The organism is Flavobacterium gawalongense, from assembly GCF_007097265.1.
Taxonomy (GTDB): domain Bacteria; phylum Bacteroidota; class Bacteroidia; order Flavobacteriales; family Flavobacteriaceae; genus Flavobacterium; species Flavobacterium gawalongense.
In genome coordinates this window covers 31,595-51,096 of the sequence record NZ_VJZP01000012.1, presented here as the reverse complement: position 1 = coordinate 51,096, position 19,502 = coordinate 31,595, and the positions used below count along the sequence as shown (strand labels likewise).

Annotated in this window: 11 protein-coding genes; 5 read left to right on the top strand and 6 right to left on the bottom strand. The window is 31.9% G+C overall.

The annotated features are described in order from the left end of the window. The first annotated feature begins 7 nt into the window (after positions 1-7). The 5 genes from FNW38_RS08615 (at position 8) to FNW38_RS08595 (ending at position 13,612) form a co-directional block, all read left to right on the top strand. Positions 8-10,981: a DUF6443 domain-containing protein gene (locus FNW38_RS08615; RefSeq protein WP_144064788.1), complete on the top strand. Its 10,974-nt coding sequence runs from the start codon at positions 8-10 to the stop codon at positions 10,979-10,981. A 2-nt stretch (positions 10,982-10,983) separates the two neighbouring features. Further along, positions 10,984-11,226: a hypothetical protein gene (locus FNW38_RS08610; protein WP_144064787.1), complete on the top strand. Its 243-nt coding sequence runs from the start codon at positions 10,984-10,986 to the stop codon at positions 11,224-11,226. Between the two features lie 189 nt (positions 11,227-11,415). Further along, on the top strand, positions 11,416-11,865 hold the full coding sequence (locus tag FNW38_RS08605; RefSeq protein WP_185963114.1) for a GH-E family nuclease: 450 nt from the start codon (positions 11,416-11,418) through the stop codon (positions 11,863-11,865). Positions 11,866-11,897: 32 nt separating this feature from the next. Beyond that, positions 11,898-12,401: an ankyrin repeat domain-containing protein gene (locus tag FNW38_RS08600; RefSeq protein WP_144064785.1), complete on the top strand. Its 504-nt coding sequence runs from the start codon at positions 11,898-11,900 to the stop codon at positions 12,399-12,401. A gap of 164 nt (positions 12,402-12,565) precedes the next feature. After that, positions 12,566-13,612: a tyrosine-type recombinase/integrase gene (locus FNW38_RS08595; RefSeq protein ID WP_185963113.1), complete on the top strand. Its 1,047-nt coding sequence runs from the start codon at positions 12,566-12,568 to the stop codon at positions 13,610-13,612. A gap of 129 nt (positions 13,613-13,741) precedes the next feature. Here FNW38_RS08595 and FNW38_RS08590 read toward each other — a convergent pair whose 3' ends face one another. The 6 genes from FNW38_RS08590 to FNW38_RS08565 all read right to left on the bottom strand — a co-directional run bounded on the left by FNW38_RS08590 (position 13,742) and on the right by FNW38_RS08565 (position 18,728). Beyond that, the gene (locus FNW38_RS08590; RefSeq protein ID WP_143388163.1) at positions 13,742-14,401 is read right to left on the bottom strand and encodes a DUF4412 domain-containing protein; all 660 of its coding nucleotides are present in this window, start codon (positions 14,399-14,401) and stop codon (positions 13,742-13,744) included. 474 nt (positions 14,402-14,875) lie between these two features. After that, complete coding sequence (gene imm9 / locus FNW38_RS08585) at positions 14,876-15,352, bottom strand: Imm9 family immunity protein (protein WP_143388162.1); 477 nt, start codon at positions 15,350-15,352, stop codon at positions 14,876-14,878. Positions 15,353-15,359: 7 nt separating this feature from the next. Next, a complete protein-coding gene (locus tag FNW38_RS08580; RefSeq protein WP_143388161.1) occupies positions 15,360-16,325 on the bottom strand; it encodes an RHS repeat-associated core domain-containing protein in 966 nt (321 codons plus the stop codon). A gap of 91 nt (positions 16,326-16,416) precedes the next feature. Further along, positions 16,417-16,947, bottom strand: a complete 531-nt coding sequence (locus FNW38_RS08575) for a hypothetical protein (RefSeq protein WP_143388160.1) — start codon at positions 16,945-16,947, stop codon at positions 16,417-16,419. Between the two features lie 53 nt (positions 16,948-17,000). Then, positions 17,001-17,873, bottom strand: coding sequence for an ankyrin repeat domain-containing protein (locus FNW38_RS08570; protein ID WP_143388159.1), 873 nt, complete (start codon positions 17,871-17,873; stop codon positions 17,001-17,003). Between the two features lie 15 nt (positions 17,874-17,888). After that, complete coding sequence (locus tag FNW38_RS08565; RefSeq protein WP_144064783.1) at positions 17,889-18,728, bottom strand: HNH endonuclease; 840 nt, start codon at positions 18,726-18,728, stop codon at positions 17,889-17,891. Positions 18,729-19,502: the final 774 nt, after the last annotated feature.

Below are 19,502 nucleotides of genomic sequence, written 5' to 3'. Positions count from 1 at the left end.
GTATTTTATGAATAATTCTACCTTACACATAGCCAAAAAAACATATTTACGATATGTAATTTTTTTAATGATTTTCTCGTCGTTTTTTACGTATGGACAAAACAATTTTTATAAACAAAAACAAGTCTATAGAGGAGCTACAGATATAAATGGTCCCATTAAAGTTAATGGTAATGATGTAATAAAAACCTATACTTTAGTTGATTCAGAAATTACTGTACCTAATCATGTCTCAATAAATCCAAAAGCTTATATAATCTTAAGGGACAATGGAGATTTTATTCCACACGATAAAAGAACTACAAAAGTACTTTTGGAAATAACACCATTGTTACCTGATGGAAGTAAGGATATTACCGCAAAATATGAACGTTTATTTGTTGTCGAGTATAACCGTCAAGATAATGGAAAAGAGTACAAAAATATAGATCTTCATACATTGCAAAATAGATATGGTGTTACAGTGTCAATAAAAAAAACAACACCTACAAACATAAATCAAAGTATCACTTTAGAGTTAGGATTTGAAACGGAACGTTATTATAAAATTACTCAACAATTACCTCATGTAGTTGCTAAAATTGAAAATGATTTAGATGGAAGCCCTGCTTCATTAAAATTTGCATGGGATAAATTAGTTGGAGCAATAGAATATGAGTTAGAATGGACTTGGGTAGATAATTATAGTAACTCAGATATAAATTCAAAACTATCCGCAGACAAAATTAATTTTAATGATAGAGATTTTGAATTAAATAACACGCGTATTCAGACAGCAAATTTGAATTATGAAATACCACTTATTTATCCTAATGGATATGTGATTTTTAGAGTAAGGGCAGTTGGTCGTTTACTAAACAATACCAATCAAGTTTGCTATGGATTATGGAGCACTGGAATTGAAAATAAAAATACCATTTCTGATTGGAGTAATGGAATTATAGAAGTTAAATCACACGAAAAAGATAAAAACTGGCAATTTCAAGCTAGTTATGCAGAGCAAGGTAAAAAGAAAGAGGTAGTTAGTTATTTTGATGGCTCATTAAGAAACCGTCAAACAGTAACCAAAATAAATACCGAAGATAATGCAATTGTAGGAGAAGTGATTTATGATGCACAAGGTAGAGCGGCCATTGAAGTTTTACCTACACCTATAAAAAACAAGTTTATTCGTTTTTATAAGGGAATGAATACTAATTTAAATAATGAATTATTTTCTTATTCTGATTTTGATTATGATTTATCTAGTTCTATTTTATGTGATACTAAGACACCGAAAATTAACGATAATCAAGGGGCATCTCAATATTACTCATCAAAAAACGATATAAATTCGCCTTTTAGAAATTTTATCCCTGATGCTAAAATGTATCCTTTTAGTCAAGTAGAATACACCCCGGATAATACAGGTCGGATTAGTAGAAAAGGTGGTGTTGGAGAAGACCATCAATTAGGTACTGGCCATGAGATGAAATACATTTACACAATTCCTAACCAAAAGGAATTGAATCGATTATTTGGATATGAAGTTGGATATGATTCCCACTATAAAAAGAATATAGTGCAAGATCCAAATTCTCAATTAAGCGTAAGTTATATAGATCCCCAAGGAAGAACTATAGCAACAGCTTTGGCAGGAGATAACCCCCTAAGTTTAACGGGGTTGGATGACGAAAAGAATCCAAATTTACATAAAACAATAACAGTAGATTTATTAGGAAAAAATAATAGCGGTGATGTTGATACCCTATTAGACAACAATCTTTTAAACAGTACTGGAGCTCATTCTGATTATAATGATATTTTAAGTTATTCCCGTCAGTTAGGTGTTGCTGGAAATAATATTAATCATAAAATAATTTATACAGTAAATCAATTACCTAGTTTTACACCCCAATTGGTAAATAAAGCTTATCCTGTTGAATATGAATTAAGTATAAGTTTGAAGGATCAATGCGATACTGAAAAGTTTTCTCCAGAGACCAAAAATAAAAAAATCAGTGAGTCAAGTACAATTACCTCTGATGATATTCTATTAAATACAGGAGCTTATACCTTGACTAAAGAGTTAAAGGTTAATAATGAAAAACTAGAAGAACATCTGAGAGATTATACTTCACTTTTAATTAATCCAAATTCCGGATCGTATATAAATCCTGAGGAATTTAAAAAAAGTAATCTTACCGAAGACTGTGTTGTTACTTGTGATGAATGTCGAGAAAGCGCAGGAACTGAAACTAAGTTTATAAGTGACAAATTAAAACTCACATACAATATTCCGGAAAACGACAACAGTACCATAGTATTGTCTGGAACGCCATTAGCTGCAAATTTAAATTTACCTAGTGGAGTTACTTCAATTAATTTTGGCTTGCCTTTTACCGTTGAAGATGTAAATAGCAAAGTACTGGAATTTAGTAAAGAATGGACACAATTAGTTTCATTATGTGATAAGATTTGTGGACCAACATTTGTAAGTTCATGCGATTTCAATGAATCTGCCCTATTAAAAGATGTTTCTATAGGAGGTCAATATGGAAATATAGACGATACCAAACTGGATACACCTGTAATAGATTGGGATATACTAAGTTTATTTAATGAGAACAATAAAATCATATACAAAGGTAATTCTTCAGGAAATAATTGGAGAAAACCAATTCTTACTGTAGATGAAAATAACATACCAGCTTATTTAGACGAAAAAGGTAAGCCCTCATTAATAAATTTAACCTATGATGAAAATACAAAATCGTATAGCCCTGAAATAGTAACTGGATCTGAAAATAAAATCGAGAATGAAACCTTCATACGACCACAATATTTAAAAAATGTAAGTGATTTTATTGCCTCTTGGAATAGTTCCTGGGCAAAATCATTAATTGGTTATCACCCAGAGTATGATTATTTAGTATATTCTAATGAGTTATGTAAAAATGAATCAACAGTATACATTTCAGAAAATGGAGGAACAGTAACTAAAAAATTAACAAGCGATGCGTACGATGGATACTTAGAAACCATTACCACTTATAGTCAAGCACAAGCAACTTTTGGTTCAGATCTCACAGGTATCTATAATAACGATCCTTATTTTAAGACGCAATTTCTTAATGTTGAAGATGGGGGTACTTTTAATTTAAGAAAAGAAATTATGAGTTATGCGCTTAATTCACAATATGATACTTTTTTAAAAAACACCACCGAAGGAGCGACAATGTATCAAGCTGCTATAATGACAGTTATGTGTAATGCATATCAAACCTGTGATTTTACCCAATTATCGTTTAATTCACTAACGACAGAAGAAAAAGATAAAGTATGGAATGTTTATAAAACATATTATCAGTCATATAAGGCAAAGATAAAACAAACTTTTATTGCTAAATATGCCTATGATAAGGGAACTTATAATAAATGTATTGGTAGTCAAACTATTAATAATTCATATTATGGTTCTTTACATCCTCGTTTTTATTCTAATTTCAGATATACTGTTAATCAATCTTTTTGTTCAAATTCTAATGCAACATATTATTCTGTTGAAGATGCAAATGGAAGAACCAAAGAAAAACGTTTTCCTCCTATCGATTTTGGCTATAAATCAGGTATTGGGGCACAAGAAGCTCTGATAGAATTAGAAAGCAAAGTAGATGCTGAATATTATAAACAGACAGGAAATTGTCCAATGTTATTAGATTTAGATCTGTTTTTAAATGGTTTATTTAAAGATACTAAAATTAATAATCCAATATCTTTGTCTGATTACCAATTCAAGGCTCAATACCTTACTAAAGATTTATTGCTAAGTTTAGGAGGTACATTTCCGGCAGATGGTCTAATGTTAACAAGTGCTCTTGTAAATTCCACAAACCTAGAAATGCATTTTTCTAATATTCCTGACGGGATTATTTCTTTAGAAAGTGATGATTTGCAATGGAGTAGTTATGGTACTTCATGGAAGATAAAAAACCTGAAACAATTTTATTATGATAAAATGGCTTCTGATCCTGAAAATAGAAATTTTGCTTTCGAGCTAATAGCAGTTGTAATTGAAAATAATATTGAAAAAGAAATAGTATTAAAGGGGCATACAAATGCTATCATAGGGGAGTGCGGTACTACTGCTGATCTAATAGGTCAACGTTTGGATATAAATAGTGCATCCGAAGAAGAAGGTGGCTGCGGTATAAAAAATAAGTTTAAGGCTGCTTTTTTAGGGCTTGTGAATGAATTATTACAAAATGAAAAAATTAATAGTACAACTGAGGTTTTGTTAAAAAATTATTCGTCGTATTATAATTCATATTTAACAGATTATTTTGCAGATAATGTTGATAAAACTAAATCAAATTATAGTGATGATATTACTACAACTTGGCAAAAAACAGGAGTTAATACCTATGCCATAAGAACTAGAGGTGTAGTTGAAGCTACTTTTACGATGGCTATTCCAGACTATTTTATTAATCAGGCAGCGACAATGAATTTTGATGCACTTTTTTTTGAAGATGCTTTCAAAAATGATAAGTTTTACTTTTATATTCCCAAAGAAACTCCTCCTGCTCCTGGTGTTTTTATTGAAAGTCCTTATCAAAAACTTGATGTAACAGCTACTGGATTAAAATTTGATTGTTGCGATCTTAGTAATACCTATATTCCGTGGGTTAATTTAAGAAGACAAATTAATAGAGTTGGTACAGTAGGAGGTTATACAAATAAATTGTTTTATCAGGATATGAATTTTTATCCTAAAGGAATATCTTTTAAGAGATATGATAAAATTGATATGCAAGTTAAAATTAAAAAGATAGCTGATGCTGATAATCAAGGAGAATTTCCAGATGGAGTAATTGATAAGAACGTACCAGGGTATTCACCAAAATGGTATTTTTCTTGGAAAGATGAAGATTATGATGTAGAAATTATACTCAACGGTAAAAGTTATTCATTAGCAAATAAAAATTTAGTTTATGATCATTCTAATGATATTAATTATTACGATTATGAACATTACCCAGCTTATAATGTTTTTTCATGGAATAATTATTATCCTGCTTCATTTGATGTAAATGATTTTAATTATAAAATAGATAATGCTATAGATTTCAAATCGTTAGTGTTTGGTACATCTACTCCCGTTATCGCTGGAGCCAGTATAACTCCATTTATAAATAATGGGCAATATTCAAATATTGATAAGAAGTTAATTTTAGATTCTGATAAAGAAATATTTTGGACAGATGTACAAACCTTTAATTTAGATAACGCATTAGATCTTGATTTTGGATTAGGATTTAGATTTAATAATGAGTTAACATATTTAGGAGAAGGTTACGGGTACTTTGGAGCAGTGATGCAAATAGATAGTGATCATAATTCTGAAAATTCCCAAAATGTTTTAGATCAAATTTATGTATTTGCAGATAGTGGAGAAAAATCAGAATGTGAATTATGCGTCCCTCAGACTGTAAGACCAATAGCCTGTGATGAGGCTTATCAAGATTACCTGAGTTTTATGAATTATGATTCAAATGGAAATTCGCTACGGATTATTAATAAAGAAAAAATAAATGATTATGCAGCTGATCGTAATCAGTTTTGCAATAACAATTATCAATATTTAATCGATTCTTATAAGTATTATATAGAGCAATTAAATGTAACCCAAGTTGATGACCTTAATTACATCACTTTGGGAGAATTTGGCAACACTAAATTAAATTATGGATATGAAAAAATTAAAGAAGCTATAGATTTGTATGTAGCTTACAACCAAAGCAGTTTTAATGTTACACAATCGGACAGAAAGTTTTGGAATAAGTTTGTTAATGAAGATTATGTAACTAGTGAAGGTACCTGTGGTTCATCAATTACTACTCAACCAGTTGAATCTTCTTCAGTTATTGCAACGGGAGATCCATGTGAAATTATTTCTAAATTGAATGCCGAGATATACCAACAAGAAGCATACAACGCTTATATATTAGAATTACAAGAAAACTTTGTAAGAGATTATTTGAAAGCAGCCACTGACAAAGTAGTTGAAAATTTTTCTCTGACTTATACTGACAAAGAATACCAATATACTTTGTATTATTATGATCAAGCTGGAAATTTAATTAAAACCGTTCCTCCTGAAGGAGTACGACGTCTTGACTTAGAAGAAGTTGTAGGGGGAAATACCGTAAATGATTTAGTAAACAAAAATAGAGTAAATAATACTACATTAAACGAGAATAAAACCTTACCTAATCATGAGTATAAAACGGAATATCGCTACAACACATTAAACCAACTGGTGTGGCAAAAAACACCAGATGGTGGCGAAACTAAGTTTGCTTATGATGATTTAGGCAGAATCATAGCATCGCAAAATGCCAAACAATTAATTAATAACCGATTTAGTTATACTAAATATGATGATTTAGGTCGTATTATAGAAGCAGGAGAAGTAAATCCAAATAGTCCAAATTATAGCATTAATAGTACTGGAAGATTAATCAATTCTGGACAAATAATGAATAAGTTTGAAAGTTCGTTAGCGACAAGCGAAGTAACACGTACTGTTTATGATATCGATCCTGAATTAGGTACGGGTAAAGCTTCAAGTTTATTCAAATCTGCTTCTTCAGTTAAACACAATCGCAACCGGGTAACTGGAATATTTTACCATGAAAATGGAAACCAAGCTTTCAATAATGCTATTTTGTATAACTACGATGTACATGGTAACGTAAAAGAACAAGTAACCTATAATGCCTATTTGAAATCTTTAGGCTGTACAGAAGGTAAATTAGAATTAAATCAACAAAATGACTGTGAAGCCTACTTAAAAAGAGTGGTATATGAATATGATTTAATTAGTGGTAATGTAAACCGTGTTACTTTTCAACCTAAAAAAGATGACCAATTTATACACCGTTACAGCTATGATGCTGATAACCGAATAGTAAACTTAGAAACCTCAAGCGATGGTGAAATCTGGGAAACAGATGCTAAATACAACTATTATCCTCACGGTCCGTTAGCCAGAACAGAATTAGGAAACGATAACATACAAGGAATTGATTACGCTTATACACTACAAGGATGGTTAAAAGCGGTAAACAGTGAAAACTTAACACAACCTAACAATGATATAGGTAAGGATGGCGTTGTGGGGGCACCATTTCAAGTAGCCGATACTTTTGGATACAGTTTAAGCTATTACGATGGAGATTACAAGGCAATTGCAAATGATAATGGCAGTGCAACTTTTAAACCTTTACAATATAGTCGTGACACAAATGGTGGTAACGAAAAAAACTTGTATAATGGTAACATTAAACAAATGACAACCGCTATTCGAAATTTTAAAAACGAACCTATAGCCGTACAAAAAAACAATTACAGTTACGATCAGCTCAACCGCATACAAGGGATGACCAGTAAAGCTATTAATCAAATAACTTCAGCCTACACTAATAGTTATCAAACTTCATATACTTATGATCGTAATGGAAATATAAAAACCTTAAATCGTACGGCTCCTGATAATACAGGAGTGGTAAAATCAATGGACCAATTAAACTACAATTATATCAGTAAAACAAATCAATTGGCCTTAGTACATGATGAAATAACTGATAGCGGATTTAATGTTGATTTAAAGAATCAGGATCTTACGGCATCTTATACTAACGATAATGATCGCTCACACAACTACCTATACGATAAAATAGGGCAGTTAATAATGGATAAAAAAGAAGAACTAACGATAGAATGGCGTGTTGACGGTAAAATAAAAAAAATCAACAAAGGAAGTTTTAGTAATTTGAATAATCCAAGTAAAGCTATTGTGCAAAACATCACTAATACAATTACCTTTGAGTACGATGGTTTAGGGAATAGAATTGCAAAAATAAACACTGATATTAAAAATAACAGTACAAGTAAAGAAACAACCTACTACAGTCGTGATGCGCAAGGCAATGTTTTGGGTGTCTATCAATTAAGCGAAAGCAATTCAGGGAATAAAAAGACGGCTGTAATGCGAATAAAAGAGCATCATTTATTTGGCAGCAGTCGATTGGGATTAGAAGAAAAAAATCAGATTGTTTATAATCTTAAAGTACAAACTCCAGGTGTAGCACCTACAGAGGATATACAAGATGTTGCTATGGCTTGTACCACATGTACTAACAATGAAAACAAATGGGTACATACTACTATGTTACCTAAAACGGCTGTGAATATTGTTAAAGATTATGCCCTTAGATTAAATAATAATACCAGTGCACAATGGGAAATACAACCCTCAGAAAATATTGTCTTAGATGATGATACCATCGAAATGGAAACCCTAGTTAAAGTACTGGATAATCCTGCTAATGGAACCTATCATATAGGCAGTTTTGCCTATATGGGGAAATACATATCTTCAAGTGATAATTTCATCCCTGTACCCATTTTAAGCAGTGAACAACCGCTGCCGGAATGTGTGACCGCTGTTACTAATCCAGCAGTGTCACCCAATCCTGAAACAATAAGTTTAAGTAGAGAGAACGTTTGTACAACAACCAGTGATGATGCCTCTTTGAGAATTCCACTTTCTGAGACTCTTGAATTAGGAAAGAACGGTAGTCTAAGTTTTAAATTAACAGATTTTACCAAAGAAAATAACAATAAAATTGGCTTTATTATCGATGGGAAACAATATGGCTTTGTAATTTTAAACAATAAAATTTATCTCGAATATGGTTCTCAACTTTATGGACCATATTCAACTGCTACTGCAGGTATAGTTTGCTCTTTAGAAAGAAACAATGGTCTTATGAATTACAAAATAGGAACTCGTTTACTATACGCTTCTGTATCTTCTAATGTGGCTTCAATATTTTTAGATTTAGGCAAACCAGGGAATATAATATCCCAAATAAGTCTTAGTCGTCAAGGCAGCATTACTTATAATGTAGCCAATGAGTTAAATTTAAGTATGATAAAAAGCAATGAAGGTTATACACCTCAGGCACATCTAACTCAGTACAGACAAAACACTATTACAAATGAAATCATAAAACGAGAAACGACTATCGCAGGCGGACTTACCTCAGTGCTAAATGCCCAAAAAGGAATCACCCTTAATTACAACCATCAAGGGCATTTGAATTATGATTATTTATATGTAAACGGTGCAGGTACACAAAAAGCCTTGATGTGGCAAAATGAAGTTGCTGCCACTGCAATGCCTGCCATAACAGCTCAGGGACAAGCAACCTTGGGCAGTATGCAAGGGAATACCTTGCCTATGGATATGTGTTATTACAATTATAAAATAAAAAGTCTAAATTACAATAATGACATATCCCATCGTTTTAGTTTTAATGATGAGACAAATAGTAATCCTCAAGAAGAAAGCCAACAAACTAGCATGCAGGTTAGTCCAAGTGCAAACAGACAATTAGGTCCTTGTCTGGCTGATAGCGATGGTGATGGTATATATGACTTGTATGAAATAGACTCAAATGGTTTTGCCCATGACACAGACAGTGATGGAATAGCAAATCATTTAGACCCGGATGATGACGGTGACGGTATAGTAACAAAATATGAAAATGCCGACCCTAATAATGATCACAATCCCACAGATGCTTTAAATAGTAATTCAGATACCAACGTTAATAACCCCAATTTGATTATTAATACCCTGCCTGATTATTTAGACGTTGATGATGACGGAGATGGTTATGCCACATGGGAAACTACCGAAGGAGGTATGGGATACCCTAATCCGCCCGCTGGAACAGCCTACATTTTAGATGATGACAATAATGGAATTGTTAATTATCTAGACCCTGCCAGTATAATTTATCCTGCTACCAAAGCAATGTTTAATAAAAATTATGTAAATTTGGTAGGTGACAAACGCTTTGAATTGAGCAATCATCTAGGGAACGTATTAGTGGTTATTAGTGATAAAAAAATTGCCGATAATTCTAAAATAGTAACTCAATTCAATCCAGACGTTCTTAGTTTTAGTGACTATTACCCTTTTGGTATGCTAATTCCCAATAGACATGGGAACTCAGGAGCATATCGATATGGGTTCCAGGGGCAGGAGATGGACAACGAGTTGAAAGGCGAAGGGAACTCTTTGAATTATACTTTTAGGATGCACGACCCGAGGGTTGGAAGGTTTTTTGCCATTGATCCATTATTTAAAGAATATCCACATTATACACCATACTCGTTTAGTGGAAATAAAGTTATTGCAAGTATTGAATTCGAAGGTCTTGAAGATGTTTGGGTTGCTGATGGGGGAAGTACTGTAAAAAAAGTTGGACCTTATGTTGGAGCATACACCAGTGAGCAAGCAGCAAACAATCGTTATTTACAATTTACTGCGAGATTACCTAAAGTGGCAAGACCTCAAGCAGAAATAAGGTCTGATAATTTAGAAGACCAAGTAAATAAATATCGAGGTGTAAATCCAGGTCTAGCTATTTCAAGAGGCGTAATTGATGGATTTCAAGAAGCTCCAATGGTTATACTTCCAGAAATGGCTTTTGCAAAAGCTGCTAAAGTTTACCAAGCTTTTAAAAAATCTAAACTAGTCCTATCTGCTATAGAAACAGGTTATGAAGCTGCCGTACAATCAAGTAGTAAAGAAGCGTTGTTAGGATCATTAAAAGCTCAAGAAGGAGCGACACTTTATAGAGTTGGTACAGAAGGTGTTTCTAAACAAGGTGCAGAAGCGCAATTTTGGAGTTTAGAAAATCCATTATTAGACCCTGTCAAATATGCTGAAAAATATAATGTGCCTTTAAAAAATGTTAAAAACGCTAATTTTATTGAAACTGCAACACTTAAACAAGATGCGAAATTTATTACTAGAGAAGCTGGATCTGCACCAGGAAGTGCAAATAATGGAAAAGGGATAGAGGTAGTTGTTGAACCCGGTGGTACAACAAATAATTTAATTACACCAATAAAAAATTAGTTATGGATTATTTAAAAATGTTGGACATAGTAGAAAAAAAGATTGGAAAAGAGTTTCCTAATGTGGTAAATGATGTTGATTTATGTATTTCGTCAGGTTCTACAGGAGGTGAAATAACTTTTAATGTTGGGAAATATTTGATAAATCTAGAAACCAATAATAAGGAAGCATACGATATTTTATTTAATGATATTACTGAATATGTTAATGGATGCAAAAAAGAAGGTTTGAATCTTCGGAGGTAATTTAAAACCGCTTGTGCCACAAACATAATCAAACAAAAAAGCAACCCGTAAATGGGTTGCTTTTGTTTTTTAAAGTGTTGCTACATTTTTCTTAAAGAAGTCTTTGAATTTCTTTTGCGTTAAGAAAGTGTCAACCATTTTAAAGACCATATTTTTTTCATCGGGTTCAAGTTCTTGAATAAGTTTAACTTGCTCAATAAGGGCTTTATCTTCGATGGTTACTATCTTGTAAAAGGATTAAGTAAATTTGCTGTTAAAAGTTTAGCTAAAAATAGCTTAAAAATAGCAAGGCCATCATTAGAAGCTACTGAAGCTAGTCTAAAGTTAACAAGAGTTGAGAGTTTGCCTAAAAATTTACAAACAAGGCCTAAATGGTGGAAATCAACGATAGATCATCTAGATGCAAATACGCCAAAAGATGCGAATGGTAATTTTATTGATGCAAAAACATTAAAACCTATAACAGGTAAAAAGCATATTGGTCATCAAAATGTAACATGGAGGCAATATCAGGAAAATCCTGAAAACTGGCTTAAAACCAGAGATCAAGTTATTAAAGATTATAATGATATAAGTAATCTAGGCTATGAGTCTGGATCTAGTAATAGTAGTCATGGAGCAAAGACTAAAGGGTTATAAAGCAATTTAAATACATTAAATTAATAAAAAAAATGAAAAGTGTTCAAGATATAAAATTGTTAATGGTGGAAGGTAACGATAATGATTTACCAAGTATTCTGGAGGGTTTTGATGTGAATTCTTTTGATAGAAATGGTGATAATATTTTGCACAACTATATTCTTTCAACCAGTCAGAATTCATCTAATTTCAGTCCGAAAATTTTTATAGATGAGTTAGTTAAAAGAGGATTTGATTTAAACGCCGTCCAATCAAAATCACCAAATAGGAGTGCTTTGCATTTAGCTATTGCTACAAAAAACAAGATAATTACAGAGATACTAATTTCTTTAAAAGTAGTTATTGATACTATTGATAAGAACGGAAACACTCCATTATGTCAAGCTATTATGAATTATAGAAATGACGACCCCTTTTTTATTAAAATTTTAATCTCTAATGGGGCTGATAAAAACATTGAAAATATGAATGGTATTTCACCTTTAAAGTTATCTAATACTATAGCAAATTATGATTCTAAGCATTTATTGAGTTAACCCCAGCTCAGCACAAGTGTTCTATTAAGAATAAATTTGTCGCATGTGCTGCGCATTCTATGATAAAGACTAAAACTACAACCCTGAAAAGTTGTAGTTTTCCATTAAAGCTCAACTTGTTTCAACTTTCATATAAAATTGTACATTTGATACAAAACCTTACTATGAAAAAGACAAGTCTTATTATTCCTTTATTCAAGCGGTTTATAAAAGAAACAGTAACAGGCAAACGGGTCAAGAAAAATGGTGAAAGGATAAAACCCGGGTCCGTACAAAATTACGATCATCTTTTGACAAACCTCACGCGATTTTCAAACGACACCAAGTTTGAATTACGTATTTGCGACGCTTCTAAACTGAACAAACGAGAGTTCCTTTCTGAGAAAAATTACTGGAAAAAGTTTTATCTAAAGTTTACTGATTACTTATATAAAAAAGACTGTCATGACAATTATGTAGGTTCTAATATAAAGATCATTCGTGCCTTTTTTAATTACTTAAAGAATGACAAAGATTTATCCACAGGTGATTTTCAACGTTTTTTCTATGTAAGAAAGGAAGAAGTTGAAATTTTTGTGCTTTCGCCTGAGCAACTCAAATTTTTAATTCATGACAAAGAATTTGAGCAAATGCTTACCCCAGGACTCAGACGCATAAAAGATATTTTTGTTTTTGGTTGCACCACAGGATTACGTTATTCAGATGTTTTCTTATTAACCAATAAAAACTTCGAAAAGATGGAGGGCGAATGGTATCTTAAACTCAAATCTCAAAAGACAAAAACCTTTAGTTTTATTAAGTTGCCTGCCTATGCAGTGATTATTTACCAAAGATACCAATCCCAAAATAGCAAAGTATCAGTTTTTGGGCAAACAAGCCTAACTCTCTTTAATAAAAGCCTAAAAAAAATAGGCGAACAGGCTGGATTTACAGCTCCTGTTGAAGTTTCTCGCGAAAAACAAGGTAAAACCCACAAAATAACAAAAAAGACAGACGACTCTAAAAATCGTTTTTGTGATAAAATGAGTTCTCACATGATGAGAAGAACCGCTGTAACTACCTTGCTGATTTTGGGCATGCCAGAACACTTGGTACGAAAAATAAGTGGGCATAGTTATGCAAGTAGTTCTTTTAATCGCTATGTACATTACGCACAGGCTTACATCGATGAAGAAATTGATAAAGTATATAGTAAATTAGAAACGTATTAATAACAGAAAACTACAACTTATTTGATTGTAGTTTTCTATTTTTAAATTGATTTATAGGCACGGAAAGCATTTTCATTTTATTGAACAGCAAATGTATTTGCTTGGTCTGCGAAATTTTAAGTTGTTACCTCAGTAGTTAATTACTTTACTAAAAGTAGGCAATGTAAATATAGTATTTTCTAATTTCTGCTCTTTAATTTCTATAGCAGTTTGTATTGCATGCGTCATGTTACCTTTTTGTTCAATTCTAAGAGGTAAACATCCAATTTCGTTTAGTATATATTCAAAATTGCCGCTTTTATGTCCTGAATATAGTAAAGCATCCATTTTTAGATATTCTTTATTATACCATAGTTTCATTGTTCCTTCATTAGAGGTAATAACCAGTATGTTACATTCTATTCCTAAAATAGTCTCTTTATCATTTAAATATTCTATCCCTGAAACCACTTCTGTAGAAATTGTAGTATTACTTGCTGTTGCTTGACTGGAACCTTTTTGCCAATCATAAACTAATTTACTTATTGGATCATACATTTGATATCCTTCCTCATTTCCCACTATTGATTCAGACATATAATGATTTCCTTTGTAATAATATTTTAGTAAAATATAACCCCTTTCACCAAGTGAAGTCATTGTTTGGGTGTTCCAAGTCTCTTGTGTAATTGTCGCTGGATCCGGATTTATCAACTCATTCTTGTAGGTTATGGTTCCTTCGAAGGACTGTGAGTAAAGGGATACGATAGTACTCAAAAATAATGTTATTGTCAAAAATATTCTGTTCATTTCTTTAAAGTTTATTGTTAATTAAAAATCATTGTATTGCTAATATCGATATTGTTTTTTGATATAAAGTATGGCTGATATCTTTTGATGTAATTTGTTCAGGCTATTCCTGATGAATATATTCATTCTAAATTACATTCAAGACAAGAAAAGACTCCATTACTAAACTGAGTTTTTTCTGAATTTGTTTTTTGGTTCTGTAAATTTATATTTTTTTAAATATATTCTGACAAATATATTCACTTTTTTGTAATTTTTATAAAATTATTTTTCAGATGACTATTTTTCTAGTTTAATATATATAATTTAATAGCAATCTCTGCAAGGATGAACAATTATTAACTCTTTTATTAATTATAAAAACCTAATACCAGAATTGTATCTAGTATTAGGTTTTATTTTTTATAGAGTATAAATTGGTTTTCCTAGACAGAATTAACACAATTTTCTATTTGGTCCTATTTAATTTCTATCTTATTTTTTCAATATTTTTACACCATTTACAGTAAATCCATTTTCAAAACAAAATTTGACTACTCTTCTCGCACTATCAATTATATAATCTGTTCTATTATTAAAATCATTAAAATCAACTTCTAATGTATTGAAATTATTCATTAAATGATTTAAATGAGTAGCATCTTTGTATACATGTTGTTCATTATTTACTCCCCATGAAACTACGTCTTTCATTGGAATTGGAATATGGATTATTATCTCTTTTTGCTTTTGACTTGCAACAGAACCAAATCTATTTTTAGAGATTAAAATCCTTTCTGTATTATTGAATCTGAATAAAAAGACTACTTCCCAATCTTCCAAATTCTCATCTTTCACATTCTGTAAAACTTCATCTGTTTCATCTTTTATTATTTCTTCAATTAGATTTGAATTAAAATCAATATCTAAAAAATCTATTACATATGAGGAAAATAAAACTCTTGATTTCATATAACTTTTAATTACGATATTTTATATCTCTTTCTTTATTTAATGGTAATTTATGCCCTGAAGCTCTTTTAGCTTTAACTGTGGTAGCTTCGACATCTTTTGCTTTACCAGTTGTTGTTTTTCCTAAATCTTCTATAATTCTTGCTTTTGCATTTGGATTTGTCTTTTGGGCTGCTCTTTCACTAGCTCTCATTCTTACAGGGTCTCCTAAAGCTGTAGTTCTTCCGGCATCTGCTTTTCCAATTTTTAAAATTTCATCAGCATCATCGATTTGATACAAAATAAAATGACCTTCCGCAACATTAGAATTTTTATTAACTTTTGCAAGTTCCTCGAAAGATTTAATTGCAGTTTGTTTTATTATCGTTCCTTTTGATGCTCCTTTACTTAAAAGTACACCAGCTCCTTTCGCTAAACCTCTAGCTTGTGTTCCTAACCCAACAGCATTCCCTAGAGTCTCTACAATATCCAAAACTCCATCTTTAGCAGAAGCCTTGTTCATATTAACTTGTTCATTTTCAATAATAGTTCCAGATGACTCTGCCCCTGAAAATATATCAACATAATTTTGAACTTTGACTGTTACACGAGTATAAGAAGTATCCCCATATAATTTTGCTGTTGCCTTTCTTACTGTATTAGAAATTGCTGCCATGCCAGAACTGAAAGCAAAACCTGGGCTAAAAGAATCTAATATGTCTGCATCATGAGGACTATCAATAGCTTGATAATACTCTAATCCTTCCAATTCTTTACCATCAATTACCCTATTCTCACTAAATGCATACGGAGAATTCCAAGGATACGACTTTTCAAGTGGGTCTCTCGCAAAAAACCTTCCCACCCTCGGGTCGTGCATTCTAAACGTATAATTCAGCGAATTCCCATCACCCTTCAGTTCATCGTCTTTTTCTTGGCCTTGAAATCCGTATCGATAAGCTCCTGAGTTCCCATGTCTATTGGGAATTAGCATTCCAAAAGAAGCCAGATTTTCTATGTAAGAACGTGTGTAAATGTAATAAAAACCACTTCTTTTATAGAGTGGTTCTTGTTTACGTAATTATTTATTTTTTCAAATCCTTTGGTATAAATTTTATTGGTTTCCAAATATCTCCATTTTGGGTGATAAAATATTCAAGTTTAAACTTTCTAAAGGCTAATTCTTTAAATTTAGAATTCTCACAACTATCAACTTTTATAATAAATAGCGAATCCTTAATTACTTCTGTTTGGTTCATTTTAAAATCTTCATCAACACAAAAACCAACTACCGAAAACGTATATTCTTTATCTTCATTTTTTTTTAGACTTATTTTAATAATGCCATTTTTATTTTTAGATAAATAATCAAATCCGATTGAATGATTACATCGGACATAATTTGTTGGAGATTTTATTTCTTTATTTGTCAGAACATCATAATTATCAATTAATGATAAAGTATCTATATTTCCATTTTTACTTTTAAAAATAAAATCTCCTTTAATTTTTTTTGTATCCATTTCTTCTAAAGAGATGGGAACTATATTGCACTTTTTTTCTCTAATACATGAAAAGCACACAAAAACGGCCAGTATATAAAAATAATTTTTCATGACAAGCTCCTTGTTATTCTTTACGAACACAGAAAACATCTTATCACCATCGGTTAGATATAAACCTCATTTTCTAAATAACCTATTAACTCTTGATTATCTGACCAATAGGCCTTATCTAATGCAGTTTGACCATTAATATCTTTTGCATTAATATCGGCCCCATTTTTTATCAAAAGCTTTACTATTTCTAGATAACCGCCAAAACAAGCCTGTATTAAAGCAGTATCATCATTTTGCGTTACATCCCTTTCATTTGGATTTGCTCCTTTTGATAAAAGATATTTAACTATCTCAATGTGTCCATTACTAGATGCATTAAATAATGCCATTTCATATTTGGCTCCGTTTTCCATAAAAAATTTCAATAGTTTCAACTTTCCTCCTAAAGATGCTACAGTAACCATTGTCTGATTAAATTCATTTACAATATTATCAATGTCTTCGCCTTTTTCTAAACAAGATTTAAAATAAAAAATGTTTTGTGAATAAATTGCCTTGTCTAATTCACTTTGTTCCTCTTTTAAATTATATAGCCCTTTGATGAAATTTTTAAAGGTTTCCGAAATTAAATACCTTTCTTCAGTTTCTGAATCAAAAAAATAAATTTCTTTTGTATTCAAATTTAATAATATTCGATTACCTCCACTATCAACCGCTATCGGTATAAATTCAAAAGGAACATGATTTTTTAGTCGTTGGAAATTTTCCTGTAAATCATAATTCCCCTTCGTTATACCAAAGAAAAATTGAATATCTGTTTCATACTCACCTCTTAAAGTTTTAAAAATATTAGGTTTTGGTCTTCCTCCATTATTTTCAATTAAAAACGTTCTATATTCTGGAGGTAATTGTTTACCTATATTTTTTTCAAAATTTAAAATTTCACTTTCGTCAATATTGCCAAAGGTTTCTTTTAACTTCATATTATTATTGTTAGTTTAATTTTTAGGAGCATTAGTTGCTCTACCTCCTGTATGAGGTACTGCGCTATGTAAATCACTCGGAACCAATTCTAATTTTGTAGAATTTTCTACGTGATGCCACGTATAATTTGCTGGAGTTTCAGAATAACCTGCTGCCTTATTTGCTTGTTGAAAGTCTTTTGCTATGTTTTTATTCAATTGTCCTATATCTACTGTTTTCTTCGAAAAAGGACTAAAGTTAGGAAATCCAGTCTCCTTAAATTTAACCCCAATAGAATACTTTTTAGCTAAGATAGTACCCTCTTCAAACTTCATAAGTTTACCTGCAAAGGAAAAATTTCTTGGAAATCTTCCATTTATTTTAAGAATAAAAGTCTCAATTACTTGTTTAGAGGTATTACTTATTGATGAACTACTTTCAGATTTAACCATTAATCCAACTGAAGAAGGTCCTCCATATAAAGTCAAACCTGCACCGATTACGTCAAGACTTCCTATTACCCTATCTTTAAGTCCCGTTTTTACAGTTCTACTGCCAACATCTGTAAAACCATCTTCTCTAACAACTTTTTCCTTTATACTTCTTGTTCCCGTGTTTGAATTAAATGGATTTGCGTATGCATGTAACCAAGTAACCGCATTATATGATGCTATTTCTAAATCTTGTGCAACTGTTTTTATCACCCTTACACCAGCTAAAGGGTCTTGACCAAAATCATAATCAGCTGGTTCCAAACCTTCCAATTCTACTTTATCAATAACTCTATTTCCACTAAAGGCATAAGGGCTATAAAAAGGGTATTCTTTAAAAAGTGGGTCTCTAGCAAAAAACCTTCCTACCCTCGGGTCGTGCATCCTAAAAGTATAATTCAAAGAATTCCCTTCTCCCTTTAACTCATCGTCTTTTTCTTGGCCTTGAAATCCGTACCAATAGATTCCTGCTCAATATTTGCCTCGCGCGAGCGCTTAGTTTTGCTCAAAATCCCTACTCAATCTATCAAAAGAACGTACATTTTCATTTCAAAAATAGTCTTTTTCAGTTGAAAAAAAAAGCTCGATTGGATTTGCAGATTTTTATTTTTCATCTGAAAAAAAATAAGATTTCAATTCCATCAAAATAAGTTTCCAAAAAAGCCCGGGCATTCCGATTTTGCCTAAACTTCCCTGATTGTCTTTAATTGTGCGCTCGATTTTTTTGGAAGAATGCCAAAACGTAAAGTCTCTTTTTGCACTAAATTCCCCTGGCATTCTTCCAAAAAAATGAGCATAGCCTTTTGGCGATTATACGGCTTTACAATAACACCCCGAAGCACCGCAGAAAAAAATGGAGTTTTTACGGAATTTTTTTTCGAGGAGCGCCACGCGGTGTTGCGGCATCGAACAGACACCCTAGACCGAGAACGGAACGTAGCTTTTGCGAAGTGGAGAGAAGGACTAGGAGCGTGAAACGGCGGGGAAAAAATATAAATCAGCGTTAGCGTTCCTTATTCAAATGCAAAGTGATAACGGAGCAAACCCCGATGGCTGGGCGAAAGAGCAACCGCTGAAAAAACAAGGGGCGACAGACGCAAACACGGTCCCGCCTTTTTTCGGGCGGGATGGTGTTGCGGATGTAGTAGCCCCGACGAA

Coding starts and splice junctions, on each gene's coding strand:
- FNW38_RS08610 (WP_144064787.1), top strand. CDS start 10,984: ATGGATTATTTAAAAATGTTGGACATAGTAGAAAAAAAGATTGGAAAA.
- FNW38_RS08575 (WP_143388160.1), bottom strand. CDS start 16,947: ATGAAAAATTATTTTTATATACTGGCCGTTTTTGTGTGCTTTTCATGT.
- FNW38_RS08580 (WP_143388161.1), bottom strand. CDS start 16,325: ATGCTAATTCCCAATAGACATGGGAACTCAGGAGCTTATCGATACGGA.
- FNW38_RS08595 (WP_185963113.1), top strand. CDS start 12,566: ATGAAAAAGACAAGTCTTATTATTCCTTTATTCAAGCGGTTTATAAAA.
- FNW38_RS08600 (WP_144064785.1), top strand. CDS start 11,898: ATGAAAAGTGTTCAAGATATAAAATTGTTAATGGTGGAAGGTAACGAT.
- FNW38_RS08565 (WP_144064783.1), bottom strand. CDS start 18,728: ATGCACGACCCGAGGGTAGGAAGGTTTTTTGCTAGAGACCCACTTTTT.
- imm9 (WP_143388162.1), bottom strand. CDS start 15,352: ATGAAATCAAGAGTTTTATTTTCCTCATATGTAATAGATTTTTTAGAT.
- FNW38_RS08590 (WP_143388163.1), bottom strand. CDS start 14,401: ATGAACAGAATATTTTTGACAATAACATTATTTTTGAGTACTATCGTA.
- FNW38_RS08570 (WP_143388159.1), bottom strand. CDS start 17,873: ATGAAGTTAAAAGAAACCTTTGGCAATATTGACGAAAGTGAAATTTTA.
- FNW38_RS08615 (WP_144064788.1), top strand. CDS start 8: ATGAATAATTCTACCTTACACATAGCCAAAAAAACATATTTACGATAT.